This is a genomic window from Acholeplasma granularum ATCC 19168 (assembly GCF_000526235.1).
Lineage (GTDB): Bacteria > Bacillota_I > Bacilli_A > Acholeplasmatales > Acholeplasmataceae > Acholeplasma > Acholeplasma granularum.
On record NZ_JAFR01000008.1, the window covers coordinates 38,620 to 54,590 of the forward strand.

19 protein-coding genes are annotated in these 15,971 nt (G+C 29.9%); 6 read left to right on the forward strand and 13 right to left on the reverse strand.

Annotation, left to right across the window (positions count from 1 at the left end; genetic code table 11):
• Positions 1-6: 6 nt before the first annotated feature.
• The gene (gene hslO, locus G324_RS0103125; protein WP_025724945.1) at positions 7-882 is read left to right on the forward strand and encodes an Hsp33 family molecular chaperone HslO; all 876 of its coding nucleotides are present in this window, start codon (positions 7-9) and stop codon (positions 880-882) included.
• Between the two features lie 47 nt (positions 883-929).
• Here hslO and G324_RS0103130 read toward each other — a convergent pair whose 3' ends face one another.
• From G324_RS0103130 to G324_RS0103145, 4 genes are all read right to left on the reverse strand, one after another.
• Complete coding sequence (locus G324_RS0103130) at positions 930-1,814, reverse strand: DUF4097 family beta strand repeat-containing protein (RefSeq protein ID WP_025724946.1); 885 nt, start codon at positions 1,812-1,814, stop codon at positions 930-932.
• Positions 1,798-2,373 carry a DUF1700 domain-containing protein gene (locus G324_RS0103135; RefSeq protein WP_025724947.1) on the reverse strand — a complete coding sequence of 192 codons (576 nt, stop codon included), beginning with the start codon at positions 2,371-2,373 and terminating at the stop codon, positions 1,798-1,800. The genes G324_RS0103130 and G324_RS0103135 overlap by 17 nt, the downstream gene beginning before the upstream one ends.
• A gap of 11 nt (positions 2,374-2,384) precedes the next feature.
• Complete coding sequence (locus tag G324_RS07215) at positions 2,385-2,693, reverse strand: PadR family transcriptional regulator (protein WP_035357252.1); 309 nt, start codon at positions 2,691-2,693, stop codon at positions 2,385-2,387.
• Between the two features lie 114 nt (positions 2,694-2,807).
• Positions 2,808-3,359, reverse strand: a complete 552-nt coding sequence (locus G324_RS0103145; protein ID WP_025724948.1) for a Maf family protein — start codon at positions 3,357-3,359, stop codon at positions 2,808-2,810.
• Positions 3,360-3,427: 68 nt separating this feature from the next.
• Between G324_RS0103145 and tilS the strand changes: the two genes are divergently transcribed.
• From tilS to lysS, 5 genes are read left to right on the forward strand one after another with little or no spacing between them, the layout of a single operon-like run.
• Positions 3,428-4,648, forward strand: a complete 1,221-nt coding sequence (tilS, locus tag G324_RS0103150; protein ID WP_025724949.1) for a tRNA lysidine(34) synthetase TilS — start codon at positions 3,428-3,430, stop codon at positions 4,646-4,648.
• A 4-nt stretch (positions 4,649-4,652) separates the two neighbouring features.
• Positions 4,653-5,192 (forward strand): hypoxanthine phosphoribosyltransferase, encoded by a 540-nt coding sequence (hpt, locus tag G324_RS0103155; protein ID WP_025724950.1) that lies wholly within the window; start codon positions 4,653-4,655, stop codon positions 5,190-5,192.
• Between the two features lie 12 nt (positions 5,193-5,204).
• Positions 5,205-7,133: an ATP-dependent zinc metalloprotease FtsH gene (ftsH, locus tag G324_RS0103160; RefSeq protein ID WP_162146854.1), complete on the forward strand. Its 1,929-nt coding sequence runs from the start codon at positions 5,205-5,207 to the stop codon at positions 7,131-7,133.
• On the forward strand, positions 7,130-7,378 hold the full coding sequence (locus tag G324_RS08025; protein WP_162146855.1) for an RNA-binding S4 domain-containing protein: 249 nt from the start codon (positions 7,130-7,132) through the stop codon (positions 7,376-7,378). Before ftsH ends, G324_RS08025 begins: the two co-directional genes overlap by 4 nt.
• A 58-nt stretch (positions 7,379-7,436) precedes the next feature.
• A complete protein-coding gene (gene lysS, locus G324_RS0103165) occupies positions 7,437-8,924 on the forward strand; it encodes a lysine--tRNA ligase (protein ID WP_025724952.1) in 1,488 nt (495 codons plus the stop codon).
• Between the two features lie 42 nt (positions 8,925-8,966).
• Here lysS and G324_RS0103170 read toward each other — a convergent pair whose 3' ends face one another.
• From G324_RS0103170 to G324_RS0103210, 9 genes are all read right to left on the reverse strand, one after another.
• Complete coding sequence (locus G324_RS0103170) at positions 8,967-9,488, reverse strand: DUF4256 domain-containing protein (protein ID WP_035357288.1); 522 nt, start codon at positions 9,486-9,488, stop codon at positions 8,967-8,969.
• A gap of 16 nt (positions 9,489-9,504) precedes the next feature.
• Positions 9,505-9,960 (reverse strand): hypothetical protein, encoded by a 456-nt coding sequence (locus G324_RS0103175; RefSeq protein ID WP_156921274.1) that lies wholly within the window; start codon positions 9,958-9,960, stop codon positions 9,505-9,507.
• Between the two features lie 16 nt (positions 9,961-9,976).
• Positions 9,977-11,029 carry a Gfo/Idh/MocA family protein gene (locus G324_RS0103180; RefSeq protein WP_025724955.1) on the reverse strand — a complete coding sequence of 351 codons (1,053 nt, stop codon included), beginning with the start codon at positions 11,027-11,029 and terminating at the stop codon, positions 9,977-9,979.
• Between the two features lie 73 nt (positions 11,030-11,102).
• Complete coding sequence (locus tag G324_RS0103185) at positions 11,103-11,660, reverse strand: hypothetical protein (protein WP_162146856.1); 558 nt, start codon at positions 11,658-11,660, stop codon at positions 11,103-11,105.
• Between the two features lie 34 nt (positions 11,661-11,694).
• A complete protein-coding gene (gene fba, locus G324_RS0103190; RefSeq protein WP_025724957.1) occupies positions 11,695-12,558 on the reverse strand; it encodes a class II fructose-1,6-bisphosphate aldolase in 864 nt (287 codons plus the stop codon).
• A 78-nt stretch (positions 12,559-12,636) separates the two neighbouring features.
• The gene (locus tag G324_RS0103195) at positions 12,637-14,244 is read right to left on the reverse strand and encodes a CTP synthase (RefSeq protein ID WP_025724958.1); all 1,608 of its coding nucleotides are present in this window, start codon (positions 14,242-14,244) and stop codon (positions 12,637-12,639) included.
• 198 nt (positions 14,245-14,442) lie between these two features.
• Positions 14,443-15,012: a DNA-directed RNA polymerase subunit delta gene (gene rpoE, locus G324_RS0103200; RefSeq protein ID WP_025724959.1), complete on the reverse strand. Its 570-nt coding sequence runs from the start codon at positions 15,010-15,012 to the stop codon at positions 14,443-14,445.
• Between the two features lie 80 nt (positions 15,013-15,092).
• Complete coding sequence (gene recR / locus G324_RS0103205; protein ID WP_025724960.1) at positions 15,093-15,680, reverse strand: recombination mediator RecR; 588 nt, start codon at positions 15,678-15,680, stop codon at positions 15,093-15,095.
• Positions 15,680-15,970: a YbaB/EbfC family nucleoid-associated protein gene (locus G324_RS0103210; protein WP_035357258.1), complete on the reverse strand. Its 291-nt coding sequence runs from the start codon at positions 15,968-15,970 to the stop codon at positions 15,680-15,682. Before G324_RS0103210 ends, recR begins: the two co-directional genes overlap by 1 nt.
• Between the last annotated feature and the right edge of the window lies 1 nt (position 15,971).

A 15,971-nucleotide genomic window follows, 5' to 3' on the forward strand; every position in this document is an offset into this window, starting at 1 on the left:
TGAAATATGAAAGATTACACATTAATAGCTTTAGCTTATAATAAGGAAGTAAGAATCTATACTTCTATATCAACAAAATTAGTTGAAAAATCAAGAAAACTACATCAAACATTACCAACCGCATCTGCTGCAATGGGGCGTTTTTTAACTGCTTCTGCCATGATGTCTTTAATGTATAAAGATGGTGAAAGACTCACGCTTAAAATAGAAGGTGATGGTCCAATTGGTCAAATGACTGTTGAGGCTAAATCAGGTGTGGTGCGCTCAACCATACAAAATCCAAATGTTTATATGGTTTATGAAGATGGACCTAAAAAAGGTAAATTAAATGTCGGAAATGCTGTTGGTCAAGGTAACTTATTTGTTACAAAAGATTGGAAGGATAACTATTTTACATCCTCATCTCCACTTCAAACAGGAGAAATTGGCGATGATTTTACATATTATTATGCAGCAAGTGAACAAACACCTTCTGCTGTCGGTTTAGGCGTATTGGTTTTAAATGGTAAAAAAGTAATCCAAGCGGGCGGTTTTATTATTCAAGTACTTCCACATGCCAGTGAAAAAACACTTAATCGACTTGAAGAAATTATAAAAAATGTAACTTCAATTACCGACCTATTAAAGGATCATCATACAGCTGAGGATATGTTAAATATGCTTTCTGATAATACTGCAGAAATATTAGAAAAACATGATATTAAATATCACTGTGGCTGTACAAGAAAAAAATATTTTAATGCTTTATCTAGATTAAATAAAGAAGCACTTGAAGAAATATTACATGAAGACAAACAAGCTGAAGTGGTTTGTCAGTATTGTAATAAAAAATATTTGTTCACCGCAGAAGATTTACAATTAATGATTGATAAGAAAAAATAATTAAAACGGCTAATTAAAGCCGTTTTTTTATATATATTCTATACTCGTTAATTTGTTGTAACTTTAATATTTCCAGTACTTGTTTTAACTTCAACAAGTCTTCCGTTTCCTGACTGATAACTCTTAGTTACCAATGTATTATTAAGCATAACATCTCCGATATTACTTTCTAATTTTAAGGCATAATCATTAATAATTAAAGGCAGCTTAACTGTAATATTTCCCACACTAGAAAATAATTTATACTCACTTGAATACGTATTGTTTATATATATGTTTCCTGTACTTAATGATGCATTTATATTTCCAGAAACTGATGTGTTTTCAATATTAATATTACCAACAGCACTTTTTACAATTAAATTAGAATTGATGCTTGCTTGACTAACTTCTACATTACCAGCAGATGAATCGATATTTAAATTATGATAACTTCCCTTAATTATTATATTTCCAAACTCTGATCCTACTTTTGCATCAGCTAATGTGGTTTCTAATTTAACATTTCCAGCTTTAGAATTTACTATTAAACTTCCTCTGTAAATTTCAGGTAATTCAATATAAACTGTTTGATCTTCAATGGTTGGAAAACTAATTGGAAATCCTATTAAAAATTTAAATTCTACACTTATTGTAATCGTTAGATTATTATTAATTAGCTCAGTTTTTAATGTTTCATCTGATTTTAATCTATACTTTATACGTGGATAAACTAAGTCATCAGTCATAACAATCTCAATATTTTTATTATCTGAATGAATAGTTAATGTATCAAATGCTTCTTCAATTGTCTCATCATATGATATATAGTTATCTTTACTTGTTATAGCACTTTTTACACTATCAATTGTTGCTCCTGATAAAAAACCTACTATGATTAATAATACGCTTAAAATAAGCACACCATAACAAACTTTAACGAATATTTTCATTTTTATTTCCCCCTGATACAACTTTACTAATTACTACAACTGATTTTTTAACGACATATGTAAATCCAATCGTTAAATAGTATAAAACGATTGCTGCAATAGTAATTACAAATAAATATGCACCCGTTATTACCGCCATTGAAGCAAAATCAGTGCCTGAATTTATTAGTTGGAAAACCAATACAATTAATCCCAATACTCCAGATAAAGCTAGTGCTAATCCTGCAATAAATAATGCGCCAACGGTAATAATAAAAGCAATATATAAAACACCTAAAGGTATTAGTATTGGAATTGAAAATAAGAAAAATATTAAACCTTTAACATTTTTACTTACTTCTTTACTTGTTTTAACTTCTCTTTTTTGGAGTGCTTGAGGAAATGCTAATCTAGATATGAGTTTAATATCATAACTTTCTATGATACGGTTCATAGCCTCACCATTTTCATATCTATCAGAAATAATTTCTTCATAATATGCAAGTATTTCATCAATCTCTTCTTTATATAAATTTTTCTTTTTTAATTCTTGTTCTAATTGGGCTAATAATTTTTCCATAATTATTTATCCTATTTACCTTCCAAAATGATATCGTATATTTTTTTAATATCTTTCCATTCTTCTATATAACTATCAATATACTTTCTTCCACTTTCAGTAATTTTATAGTATTTTCTATTACGTCCACCATAAATTTCATTATATGTTGAAAGCCTATTATCTTTTTCTAATCTCCTTAGTACAGGATAAAGTGTAGACTCACTCATCTGAATATAATTATTTAGATCACTAACAAGCTTATACCCATAAGATGGGCCCTTTGTTAGTAAGGCTAAAACAAATAATTCAATCATATACTTTTTTAGATCAACTGACATAGTTACCTCATTTCTTTAACTATATTATACGGCGCATAGTATTATGTGTCAAGTAATATAGTTAAATATATCTAAACAAAAAAAATAACCAATTATTATTGGTTAATTTTTTATCTAGAACTTATTTAGTTTATTTATAACTTCCTTTAGGGGTAGACCCATGATTGTATGAAAATCTCCTTCATACTTATCAATAAACTTTGACCCTTCACCTTGTATAGCATATGCACCTGCTTTATCCATAGGTTCATTAGTCTGACAATACATTTTAATATCAAACAAACTTAACTTTTTAAAGGTGACGCTTGCAGATTCTACAAATAACTCTTCTTTTTCATCATTTATAATACATACTGCTGTATATACTTTATGTGTTTTTCCACTTAAGCGTTCTAACATAGAAACTGCCTCATCAAAATCTTTTGGTTTACCTAAAACGATATTATCAATTGTAACAATAGTATCAGCAGTAAGTATTGTATGATTAGGATACAATTTTAATAGACTATAAGCTTTTGCTTGAGCAACTACTTTTACATAACCTTCTACATCTTTTGTTACTTCAATACTTGATTCATCAAAGTCAGATGGAATCAATCTAAAATCAATTCCCGCACTTTCTAAAAGTTCTTTTCTTCTTGGTGAGGCAGACCCTAAAATTAACATAAATACTCTCCTAAAATACATGATATAATATATCTAGTATATTTTTATATAATAATTTGGTAAAAATCATGAAAATAAAATTAAATTTGGATACTTCAAATACATATGTTTTAGCAGTCTCAGGTGGCCTTGATTCGATGGTCCTTTTTGACTTATTTTTAAAGTATAAACATAAAATTGTAGTAGTTCATTTTAACCATCAAAAACGAAGTGAATCGGTATATGATAATGAATTAATTGAAAAACTGTGTAAAAATCATAATGTTCCTTATCATTATATCAAATTAAATATAAAAAAAGGTAATTTTCAAGATAGTGCAAGACAACTTAGATATCAATTTTTAGAAGATATTGCTACTTTATACCGAACCCCTTATATTGTAACAGCACACCACTTAGATGACTTAGCAGAAACGATTATAATGAAGCTTATAAGAGGATCAAATTTATTAGGTTATTCAGGTATGCAAAAGTTAACAAAAATTGATGAATTTGTTTATTTAAAGCCGTTACTCGATTATTCTAAAAATGACTTAGAAACTTATAAAAACACTTTTAATATATCATTTTTAGAAGATTCTTCTAACCTTGAAGATGATTATTTAAGAAATAGAATTAGACATCACATCATACCTATTTTAAAAGAAGAAAACAACATTTTATCTCACTTTAAAAATTTTTCTAATCAAGCATATTTAGCCTCTGATTTTATTAGATCAGAATCATTAAAGTTTTTACCTACAAACTTAAATTTTAGTCTTCAAAAGTTTTTAGAATTACATTTATCTATTCAATACGATGTTATTTCATTAATTCTTGAAAAAGTAGATGCTAAACGTTCTAATACGAAAATTGAAATGATACTCAAACAACTTAATTCAACAAAACCTAATATCGATATAACTTTATCCAATAACCATCATATGATTAAGTCCTATGATCGTGTTTATATTATTAATATAAGTGATGAATTTTATAAGGATAAACCTAATCATCTCATGATTTCCCACAATAAGGTAGGTTTACCAAAAAAATACATCGAATTATGTTATAATAAACTAAATTTTCCTATTCAAATTAGGAAAAGATTACCAGGTGATAAGCTACAATTTAAGTTTGGTACAAAAAAGTTAAAAGATTTCTTAATTGACAAAAAAATTCCAAAAAAATCTAGAGATGATCTAGACATAATTGTAGATAGCAATCAAACTGTATTATGGATTCCTGGAATTTACAAAAATGAAACATTAGGTTCTAACAATATCATATATTTATGGATAAAGGAGTAATACTATGCATCAAGACATTCAAGAGATTTTAGTATCCGAAAAAGAAATTAAAGAAATAACTCAAAGATTAGGTCGCCAATTATCGGTAGATTATGAAGGTAAAAGGCCTTTATTTGTAGGATTATTAAATGGTTGTATACCTTTTATGTCCGAATTAGTTTTAAAAGTTGATATTCCTTTAGAAATACAGTTTATGGCTGTATCTAGTTATCATGGAGGTATAAAATCCAGTGGTGATGTGAATATTAAATACGACCTAAATACATCTGTTCAAGATAGAGATGTAGTGATTGTAGAAGATATTGTAGATACCGGTTCAACCCTATCTACTATTACAAAGCTTTTATTGCACCGTGGTGCTAAATCAATTAAAGTCGTTACTTTACTTGATAAACCATCTGGTAGAGTTGTCGATTTTATACCAGATTATATTGGAGTCACTATTCCACCAAAGTTTGTTGTTGGATATGGTTTAGACTACAATGAATTTTATAGAAATTTACCTTACATCGGTGTTTTAAAACCTGATGTATATACAAAATAGGAAGGAAACTTTATGAACAAACAACAAGGACCAAAAAGATCTCCGATTCGTCCGGACTATCTTGTTATATTAATTATTATTTTACTTGCCGTTGGTATGTACTTCTTCTTTACACAGATGATGCAACCAGGTGTAGTAAATTATGACGAACCAGGATTAATTGAGGCAATCAATGATGGAAAGATTGCAACAATTAGAAGTGAATATGTTGGTGGCGATAACTACAACCTATGGGAAATTACAGGTACATTTACAGAAGGTAACAAACCTGAAGGTTATGGAAGTTTTACTATAATTTTATTTGGTGATCGATTAGATAATTTATATGATGTGATTAGCTTATATAATGAAGCAAACCCTTCTACTCCTGTTAAATTAAACTTTGTACCACACGTTACCGTTGATTTTTGGAATATTATTACAACTATACTTTTAGTTGCTGCACCAATTGTTTTAGTAATTATTATGTTTAGATCAATGAGTTCACAATCAAACAGAGCTCAAGACTTCACTAAAAATAGAGCAAAAGTTTCACGTGGTAAACAAGTTAAGTTTGCTGATGTAGCTGGTGCTGATGAAGAAAAAGCTGAAATGGTTGAATTAATTGATTTTCTTAAAAATCCTAAAAAATATACCGATATGGGTGCACGTGTACCTAAAGGTGTATTATTAGTTGGTCAACCAGGTACTGGTAAAACTTTACTTGCAAAAGCTGTAGCTGGTGAGGCTGATGTTCCATTCTTCTCAATTTCTGGATCAGATTTTGTGGAGTTATATGTAGGTGTTGGTGCAAGCCGTGTGAGAGACTTATTTAAAGTCGCAAAACAAAATGCACCATGTATTATCTTTATTGATGAAATTGATGCAGTAGGTCGTCAGCGTGGTGCTGGTATGGGTGGAGGTAATGATGAGCGTGAGCAAACATTAAACCAATTACTTGTAGAAATGGATGGTTTTTCTGGAAACTTAGGAATCATTATCATGGCTGCAACAAACCGTCCAGACGTACTTGACCCAGCATTATTAAGACCAGGTAGATTTGACCGTCAAATAACCATGCAAGTCCCTGATCAAAAATCTAGAGAAGAAATTCTTAAAGTACATGCACGTAGTAAAAAGTTAGATCCTTCAATTAAATTTAGTGAAATTGCAATGCGCATTCCAGGTTTTACTGGTGCTGATATTGAAAACTTACTAAATGAAGCTGCACTACTTGCTGCTAGAGAAAATAGAACAGTTATTTCCCTACAAGATATTGATGAAGCTGCAGACCGTGTCACAATGGGACCTGCTAAAAAATCAAGAAAATATACTCCAAATGAAAAGAAAATGGTTGCATACCATGAAGCAGGACATGCTGTTATTGGTTTAAAAGTAAATTCAGCAAGTGTTGTACAAAAAGTAACAATCGTACCTCGTGGACGTGCTGGTGGTTATGCGCTTTATACACCAGTTGAAGAAAAATTCAACTACTCAAAATCTGAACTGATTGCAATGATTACTTCTGCATTAGGTGGACGTGTAGCTGAAGAAATAGTCTTTGATGATGTAACAACTGGTGCATATGATGACTTTAAACGTGCAACTAAACTAGCCCGTAGTATGGTCACTGAATATGGTATGTCTGATTTAGGACCTATCCAATATGAATCAGATAGTGGTAATGTCTTCTTAGGTAGAGATTATTTAAAAGATAAAAACTTCTCAGATGCTGTTGCACTTGAAATTGATAAAGAGGTTCGTTCAATTATTACAGAATGCTACACAAATGCAAGAAATGTAATTAATGAACATAGAGATTTACTTGATAATATTGCTAAATATTTAATCTTAGTTGAAACACTTACTAAATCTGATATTGATGAAATTGCATCAACCGGAAAACTTCTTTGGTGGGATAACCGTGAAGTAAACTCTGATGCACACGAGAACTCCAAGTGAGAATTGATAAATTCTTAAAAGTTTCACGTATGATTAAAAGACGCACTGTTGCAAAAAATGTAGCAGATGCACAAAGAATCTTCATTAATGGACTTCTAGCAAAACCTAGTAAAGAAGTTAAGATTGGTGATTTAATAGAACTTCATCTAGGTTTAAAAGTTATTACAATCAAAGTAGTATCTCTAACCCAATTAAAAGATCAAGATATGTATGAGCTAATAAGCGAAGAAAAACGATCCTTATGATCGTTTTTTATTGGAAAATGTTATATAATAATTATAATTATAAGGAGGAAATCTAACTATGTTTCCTGATGATTTAAATGAACAACAAAAAATAAGACTTCAAAAAGTTGAAGAATTAAGAAAATTAGGTGTTGACCCTTTTGGACATCGCTTTGATAGAACGCACCTTTCTAATCAAATTCATAACGAATTTGGTAGTTTAGACCATGATGCTTTAGAAGCACTTAATAAAGAAGTAATTATTGCTGGACGTATTGTTTTAAGACGTACACAAGGTAAAGCAGGATTCATCCAACTTCAAGATAAAGAAGGACGTATTCAAGTATATATCCGTCTTGATCATGTGGGTGAATTTCAATTTGAACTCTTTAAACACTCTGACTTAGGTGATATTGTTGGTATAAAGGGTGTATTATTTAGAACTAAGACTAACGAATTAACTGTTAAAGCAAATGAATTCATCCATCTTACTAAAGCAATCACACCACTACCAGATAAATTCCACGGTCTTCAAGATAAGGAAGAAGCTAGACGTCGTAGATATGTTGACTTAATTGTGAATGAAGAATCTATGCGTGTTGCAAGAACACGTCCAAGAATCATTCGTGCTTTTCAACATTATTTTGACTCTAATGGTTACATTGAAGTTGAAACACCAGTACTTCACCCAATCTTAGGTGGTGCTGCCGCAAGACCTTTTGTTACTCACCATAATACACTAGATATGGACTTCTACTTAAGAATCGCTACCGAACTACCTCTTAAACGTTTAATCGTTGGTGGAATGGAACGAGTCTATGAAATTGGTAGATTATTTAGAAACGAAGGAATTAGTGCAAAACATAACCCCGAATTTACAACAGTTGAAGCATATATGGCTTATGGTGATGTCACTGATATGATGAATCTTGTTGAAGAGTGTATGGGATTTGTTGCTAAAGAAGTATTAGGCACATATGAAGTTACATTTAATGACCAAACAATTTATTTAAAAAACTTTAAACGTGCACATATGGTAGAACTTATTAAAGAACAAACAGGTGTTGACTTCTTTAATCACTATACACTTGATGAAGCAATTAAAATTGCTAAAGAACATAAAGTGGATATTGAAAAACACTTTACAGTAGGTCATATTATTGAAGCATTCTTTGATCAATATGTTGAAAAAACAATTATACAACCAACCATTGTATATGGACACCCTGTAGAAATTTCACCACTTGCTAAAATGAATGAAAAAGACCCTCGATTTACAGATCGCTTTGAATTATTCATTATGGGATCTGAATATGCAAATGCATTCTCAGAATTAAATGATCCAGTAGATCAAAAAAATAGATTCCTTGCACAACTCGAACAAAAGGAAAAAGGCGATGATGAAGCAACCGAAATGGATACTGACTTCATTGAAGCACTAGAATACGGTATGCCTCCAACAGGTGGTATTGGTATTGGTATTGATAGATTTATTATGCTACTTACAAATACTCCAAATATTAGAGACGTATTGTTATTCCCACACGCAAGACAAAAAACAAAATAATCATTAAAACCATTATAAAAGGAAGCCTTAAGCTTCCTTTTTTTATAATTTAATATATCCTCTAAATCCTCTAGATGCATAATAACTATCTGCTCCATTATGAAAGATAAAGGTGCGATCATATCTTTTTTCAGCATTTAGTGCACCACCTAATTTTCTTATACTTTCAGGTGTATGAATCCAAGATGAAGTTTTTAAATCTAAATCTTCTAATGTTTGAATATAAAAATACATGTTTTCATCAACTAAATTAATACCTAATTTTTTAATTTCAGTTTCAACACTGGACTCCGGTTTAAACTTCTTACGATCCTTTAATGCTTTTTCATCATAACAGTAACTTCTTCTTTTAAGTGGTGTTTCTTTACTAAAATCCACATAATATAAGTTATTATCATAACTCATCAAATCAGGTTCTCCACCTGTTAATTCCATTTTATAAAGTGTCTCTAATATCTTTTTATTTTGAGTTAACTTTTCTTCAATATCATGCCATTTGATGTGCTCATGGCGATGCATATTTTTTTTAAACCTTGTTTCTAATAATTTCAAGAATTCGTTCATTACTTTATTCCTTTCTTTAAAGTTTATCAACAATAATTCCTATGTTTGTACGTTTACCATAAATGATTTTATAACGCTTATTAGGTTCGACATTACTTACAATAAGCATCTTTTCTTCATTCGTATTTAAATCTATAAATACTTGTCCTGTATAAATGATTTCTGATGGATTTTTTGGTGAATATCCTTTTTTATTATACCTAACCATTTTAGCTTCTATCATTGGTAAAACATCCTTTTTTAGGTCTTTTAGATCTAGTGATGCACCAATTGTGATATATGTACCAAACGTTCCTAAACTGGCAGATAATGCGACAATTACCCAATTAAAGATAATCATTGTTTGATCGTTATTTACAAATATTAAATCATATATAGCATATCCTAATACAACAAGTGCTGCTAATACTATAAAGAATGCATAACGTCTTTTTGAATTTAGTTTAATTTTTAATAGTTCTTTAATTATCATTTTTATTTTTCCTTTTTTATACTTTAACCCATTTTTTTGTAATACTAGACTGATAGATTGCATCAATTAATTTCATTGAATGTAGGCCATCTTTAAAGTTAGCATAATCTGATTTAAATTCATGGTTTCCTAATTCATGGTAGAACTGCCTAAAAGCTTCCCTAAATGATTCTACAAAGGTTGTGGCATCATGTAATTTACCATCTTTTAAGGTGTTTAATTGAGTAACACTTAATTCTTTATTACCTTCCATAATATCTGCATAAATAGCATTTTTAGTATCCATACCTAAAGATATAAATGTAGCCTTTGTTCCTGAAATTGTAAAGGTTAGTTTATTATCAAGACCAATTATAGACTGACTGATAAGACAACTACCTATTGCACCAAAATTTGTTTTATAGATAACTGCTCCAATATCTTCAGTATCAACCACTACACCTGCTCTTTTATCAAATACTGTCTTAAATACCGCAGATACTTGTGTAATTAAATGTCCTGTTAAAAACTCTATTAGATCAAAATAATGTGTGCCTACATCTGCTATGACTCTTGTGTTTCCACCATATAATTTATTATCTCTCCAATTATATATATCTGGACTTGCAGCCCAACCTTGTGTATATTCACCATGAATAGAAATAATATCACCTATTTTATCAATATTATTTTTGATATATTGATTGATTGCATAAAATCTATTATGGAAATGTATTTTAGAAATATTAGGTTTTTGTGTGGAGAGTTCATAAAGTTTATATGCTTCATCAAAATTTAGTGTCATAGGTTTTTCTAAAATTACATTTACACCGTGATTTAGTGCATAACTTGCCATTTCAAAATGAACATCATTAGATGAGGTAATATGAACACTATCTAAGTTTTCGTTATCAATCATTTCTTTGTAGTTTATGTAGTATTTTTCTATACCTAATTTATTAGCCTTCTTCACTATATTTGATCGACTACTAATTGCAACAACTTGGACATTCTCTAATTTTCTTAATGCTTCTATATGGACATGGGCAATTCTTCCGATGCCTATAATTCCTATTTTATATTTTTTCATATTTCTATTTTATACTATTTTAGATATTTTTTTAAATTCTTAACTTTAAATCAAAGAAAAAAGGAATGAATAATCATTCCTTTAATAATCCTAATTCATCTGCTATTTCTAAATATATACTATCAATTGGATAATAATCTATATTTAAGTTTTTAAATATTTTTAAACTTAATTCATCTAGTTTAGAATACATTTTTTCTTCTAAAGGTTCTTTTTTTGATAATTTATCAATAATTTCAGCCTCAAAATTAAGAAGTAATTCCATACTTTTAGGATCAAAGTTATCTAAATCAAGCAGTTCATGTTGAAAATCAATTGTATTTAGTAGCAAGTTTACCTTTTTAGCATCTAAATTTAGTGCTAAATAATCTCCACCATAATAATCGTTTAAGATCTTTTTTATTTCTTCTACTTGTCCGTGTACATAGTTAAATCCAAATGTAAAGTTATCATGATCATCTTCATTATATGTCGGATCATCAATGAGTTTATCATATAAGAAATCTATGACATTTAAAACATTTTCGAATCTAAAAATGATGAGTGAATCTAAGTTTTTAAGATTCATTAATAGTTCATGATTATCTAGTTTCCAACCTGCATATTCATTATAAATTAATTCATTTTCCATGATTTGCCTCTATTCTTAATCTATTTTTGATAAATTAAGCTTTGCCGACAGATCCAAACATAGTTAATTTATCTTTAACAACTTCTTTCATTGCTAAATAACCAGGGTTTAATAATTTTCTTGGGTCAAAGCCTTTAGATTCTAAGTCTTTACCTTCTTCAATATATTTTCTAGTTGCAGCAGCGAATGCTAATTGTAATTCAGTGTTTACGTTAATTTTTGCAATACCTAATGAAATTGCTTTTTTGATTTGGTCAGATGGGATACCTGTACCACCATGTAATACAAGTGGCACGCCATTTGTAACTTCGCTAACAGTTTTTAATACACCAAAATCTAAACCTTTCCAGTTTGCTGGGTATTTACCATGAATATTACCAATACCTGCTGCAAATAGGTCAACACCTGTAGCAGCGATAATACGGCATTCTTCTGGATCTGCTAATTCACCAGTACCTACAACACCGTCTTCTTCTCCACCAATTGAACCAACTTCAGCTTCTACAGATACACCAACAGCGTGTGCAACTGCAACAACTTCTTTAGTTTTTGTTAAGTTTTCTTCAAATGGATAGTGTGATCCATCAAACATAACTGAAGTAAAACCAGCGCGGATTGCTTTAAAAGCACCCTCATATGTACCATGGTCTAAGTGTACTGCAACTGGAACAGTAATGTTCATTGCTTTGTCTAATGTAGATACCATAGCCATAACGTTTTCGTATCCTCCCATATATTTAGCTGCACCTTCTGATACACCTAAAATTACTGGAGATTTTAATTCTTGAACAGTTGATAAAACTGCTTTGATCCATTCTAAGTTATTGATGTTGATTTGTGCAACAGCATAACCTTCTGCTTTTGCTTTTTGTAACATTTCTTTAGCGGAAACTAACATTTTATAATTCCTCCTTATCGTTTTGCCAATAGATATTATATATCTATTTGTCTGTTATTACAAACAATTAGGTATAATTTATTTATTTTTGTGATTTTTTAGTGACATTTTCACAAAATCTTTAAATAGTGGATGAGGTCTTAAAGGTCTGGATAAAAATTCTGGGTGATATTGAACTGCAACAAACCATGGATGATCTTTTAATTCAATAATTTCTACTAATTTTTTATCAGGATTAATACCTGCAATTAAAAAATTATTATCGTTAAATATGTTTAAATAATCATTGTTAAATTCATAACGATGTCTGTGACGTTCTTTAATCATTTTTGTTTGGTATAGTTGATAGGATTTAGATTCTTTATTTAATTCACATTCATATAATCCTAAGCGTAGGGTGCCTCCTATATTCGTACCATCTAATTCTTTGGTATGAATTAAAGGCATAGATGTATTAGGGTCTATTTCTGTAGTATTTGCATCTTTATAACCTAATACATTACGAGCATATTCTATGGTTGCTAGTTGCATACCATAACAAATTCCAAAGAATGGAACTTTATTTTCTCTAGCAAATTTAATTGCTAGTAATTTACCTTCAGTTGCACGTTTACCAAATCCACCAGGAACAATAATACCATCACATTTCTTTAGGCTTGATTCTATATTTTCTTCGTTTAGTTTTTCAGCATTTAGCCATTTGATTTTAATTTCTGTTTGATGATAAAATCCTGCATGTTTTAAAGATTCAGAAACTGAAAGATAGGCATCTTGAAGTGATACATATTTACCAACTAAACCGATTGTAATAGATTCTTTAGGTGATTTGATACGTTCAATTAAATCTTCCCAAGGTTGCATATTTGGTATGACATTATTTTCAATTCCAAAATGATTTAGTATATAGTCATCTATTTTTTGTCTTCTAAAATTTAAGATGGATTCATAGATGACATTAACATCAAGTGATTCAAATACAGCCTCATAATTAACATCACAAAACAGTGCTATTTTTTCTTTAACTGATTTAACAATATTTACCTCACTTCTTAGGATAATAATATCAGGTTGTATACCAAGAGATCTTAGTTCTTTAACCGAGTGTTGGGTAGGTTTTGTTTTTATTTCATTGGATGCTTTTAAAAACGGTACCAATGTATTATGAACGTATAATGTGTTCTTATAGCCAAAATCACGTCTTGCTTGACGGATAGCTTCTAAATATGGCAGTGATTCTATATCACCTACAGTTCCACCGATTTCTGTAATAATCACATCAGCTTTAGATGATTTTGCTGCTTCTTTTAGTTTTAATTTTATTTCATCTGTGACGTGTGGAATCACTTGAACGGTTGCACCATTATAATCCCCACGTCTTTCTTTATTAATTACATTTTGATATATCTTACCTGTTGTAATTGAAGATTCTTTAGATAAATTAATATCAATAAATCTTTCATAGTGACCCAAGTCTAAATCTGTTTCAGCACCATCGTCTGTAACAAATACTTCACCATGCTGATAAGGGCTCATTGTTCCTGGATCCACATTGATATATGGGTCAAATTTTTGTGTGAAGACTTTAAGTCCTCTTGACTTTAATATTTGACCAATTGCTGATGCAGCAATCCCTTTGCCTAAAGATGATACAACGCCACCTGTGACGAAAATATATTTTGTTGCCATATAAATACCTTCCTTATGTTTCCTTTATATAAAAAATAAAAATCTCCTAAAAATAGGAGACTTTGCATTTTAAAAATATGGTGTGCCCTTCTTAATTGTATCAAACCATACTTTAAGTTTCAACACTTAATAGAGAATTTTTTAATTTTTTTTAATTATGTGAATAATTATTATTAAAACAAAAAAGAGGTTGCCCTCTTAGTTGTCGTACATATCTTCATAGTCATCCATGATATCGTTATAATCATCTTCATCATAATCATCATCTAAGTCTAAATCAATATCATCTACACCATCATCTTCATCAGTTGAGACTAAATCTAATCCAACATCTACATATGCTTTTTCTTCAATGATTTCTTCGTCTAATTCTTCATCTTCTTCATCATCTAAATCTTCATCAGTTTCATCGATTAAATCTACTTCTAGATCTTCGATATCCGCTAAATTAAATTCAGAAAAATCAATGTCTTCGTCTTCAATTTCTTCAATTTCTTCCGGTTGAATGAAGGCATACCCATCTTTATCCCAAAATTCTAAGTTGCCATCTTTTAATGTCCATTTGTCTTCCCCTACAAAAACAAACTTACCTGATAAAGTAATGTCCATATATAGTTGAGTCATTAAGTCTACATCTTTGATATCTAAGTTTCTTGCTGTAGCTACTTTTTCGATTAACTCATAAATATTCATTGCTTCTTTGTTTTCTTTGAGTATATATTCGATGGTATCTAACAATGATAACTCATTAATTTTTTTGTCAGCCATTTTGCGTCCTCCTAAAAACCGTCTATATTGTATATTAAAGTTTAAAATATTGCAACAACTTTTTTAAAAATAAGGTTGATTTAATACTTTTGACGGTTTTCAACCGCTTTTATCAGTGTTAATTCATCGGCATACTTTAAATCTGCACCAACAGGTAGTCCATAACCAAGTCTGGATACTATTATGTTATCGTCTTTATAAAGCGATTTTATGTATTGTGCAGTTAACTCTCCTTCAACAGTAGAGTTTGTTGCTATAATTATTTCAATATTATCTTTAATTCTTAATTTTAATTGATCAAAGTTTAAATCTTTTGGTTCAATACCTTTTGAAAAATCAATAAGTCCACCAAGTATGTGATATTTACCATGAAAAGTATTTGTCTTTTCTATTGAAAAAACATCTTTAGAATCAGAAACAACCATGATTTGATCGTTTGTTCTTGTCTCATCTTGGCAGATTTGACATATATCATGGTCTGTTAATAATCCACATGTTTGGCAATATTTTATTTTATCTTTTAGATTTATTAGATTGTTTCCAAAGTGATTTAAATCTTGATTGTCCCAAGTAATTAGGTGAAGTGCTAAACGTTCAGCTGTTTTTTCTCCAATACCTGGTAGCCTTTTTAAATCCTCAATGAGGTCTAAAATGATTTTTGGATACATTAAAATCCAAATCCACCCATGCCACCTGAAAATTGTCCCATGGTTTCTTCTTGTGTTTTATCTATTTGATTTAAAGCATCATTTACGGCAATTAAAATTGCATCTTGTAACATTTCTACTTCATCAAGCATTGCTTCATCAATTTTAATATCGATTACTTGACGTGTACCTTGCATAATTACTTCTACACCTGAAGCTTTTCCAATAAATTCTGATGACTCGATTTGTTCTTGAGCATCTTGAATTTGTTTTTGCATTTTCTTTAATTTGTTTAACATATTTGGATTCATA

Bases quoted from the DNA above. Each gene is read 5' to 3' on its own strand.
- hslO (WP_025724945.1), top strand. From the start codon at position 7: ATGAAAGATTACACATTAATAGCTTTAGCTTATAATAAGGAAGTAAGA.
- G324_RS0103130 (WP_025724946.1), bottom strand. From the start codon at position 1,814: ATGAAAATATTCGTTAAAGTTTGTTATGGTGTGCTTATTTTAAGCGTA.
- G324_RS0103135 (WP_025724947.1), bottom strand. From the start codon at position 2,373: ATGGAAAAATTATTAGCCCAATTAGAACAAGAATTAAAAAAGAAAAAT.
- G324_RS07215 (WP_035357252.1), bottom strand. From the start codon at position 2,693: ATGTCAGTTGATCTAAAAAAGTATATGATTGAATTATTTGTTTTAGCC.
- G324_RS0103145 (WP_025724948.1), bottom strand. From the start codon at position 3,359: ATGTTAATTTTAGGGTCTGCCTCACCAAGAAGAAAAGAACTTTTAGAA.
- tilS (WP_025724949.1), top strand. From the start codon at position 3,428: ATGAAAATAAAATTAAATTTGGATACTTCAAATACATATGTTTTAGCA.
- hpt (WP_025724950.1), top strand. From the start codon at position 4,653: ATGCATCAAGACATTCAAGAGATTTTAGTATCCGAAAAAGAAATTAAA.
- ftsH (WP_162146854.1), top strand. From the start codon at position 5,205: ATGAACAAACAACAAGGACCAAAAAGATCTCCGATTCGTCCGGACTAT.
- lysS (WP_025724952.1), top strand. From the start codon at position 7,437: ATGTTTCCTGATGATTTAAATGAACAACAAAAAATAAGACTTCAAAAA.
- G324_RS0103170 (WP_035357288.1), bottom strand. From the start codon at position 9,488: ATGAACGAATTCTTGAAATTATTAGAAACAAGGTTTAAAAAAAATATG.
- G324_RS0103175 (WP_156921274.1), bottom strand. From the start codon at position 9,960: ATGATAATTAAAGAACTATTAAAAATTAAACTAAATTCAAAAAGACGT.
- G324_RS0103180 (WP_025724955.1), bottom strand. From the start codon at position 11,029: ATGAAAAAATATAAAATAGGAATTATAGGCATCGGAAGAATTGCCCAT.
- G324_RS0103185 (WP_162146856.1), bottom strand. From the start codon at position 11,660: ATGGAAAATGAATTAATTTATAATGAATATGCAGGTTGGAAACTAGAT.
- fba (WP_025724957.1), bottom strand. From the start codon at position 12,558: ATGTTAGTTTCCGCTAAAGAAATGTTACAAAAAGCAAAAGCAGAAGGT.
- G324_RS0103195 (WP_025724958.1), bottom strand. From the start codon at position 14,244: ATGGCAACAAAATATATTTTCGTCACAGGTGGCGTTGTATCATCTTTA.
- rpoE (WP_025724959.1), bottom strand. From the start codon at position 15,012: ATGGCTGACAAAAAAATTAATGAGTTATCATTGTTAGATACCATCGAA.
- recR (WP_025724960.1), bottom strand. From the start codon at position 15,680: ATGTATCCAAAAATCATTTTAGACCTCATTGAGGATTTAAAAAGGCTA.
- G324_RS0103210 (WP_035357258.1), bottom strand. From the start codon at position 15,970: ATGAATCCAAATATGTTAAACAAATTAAAGAAAATGCAAAAACAAATT.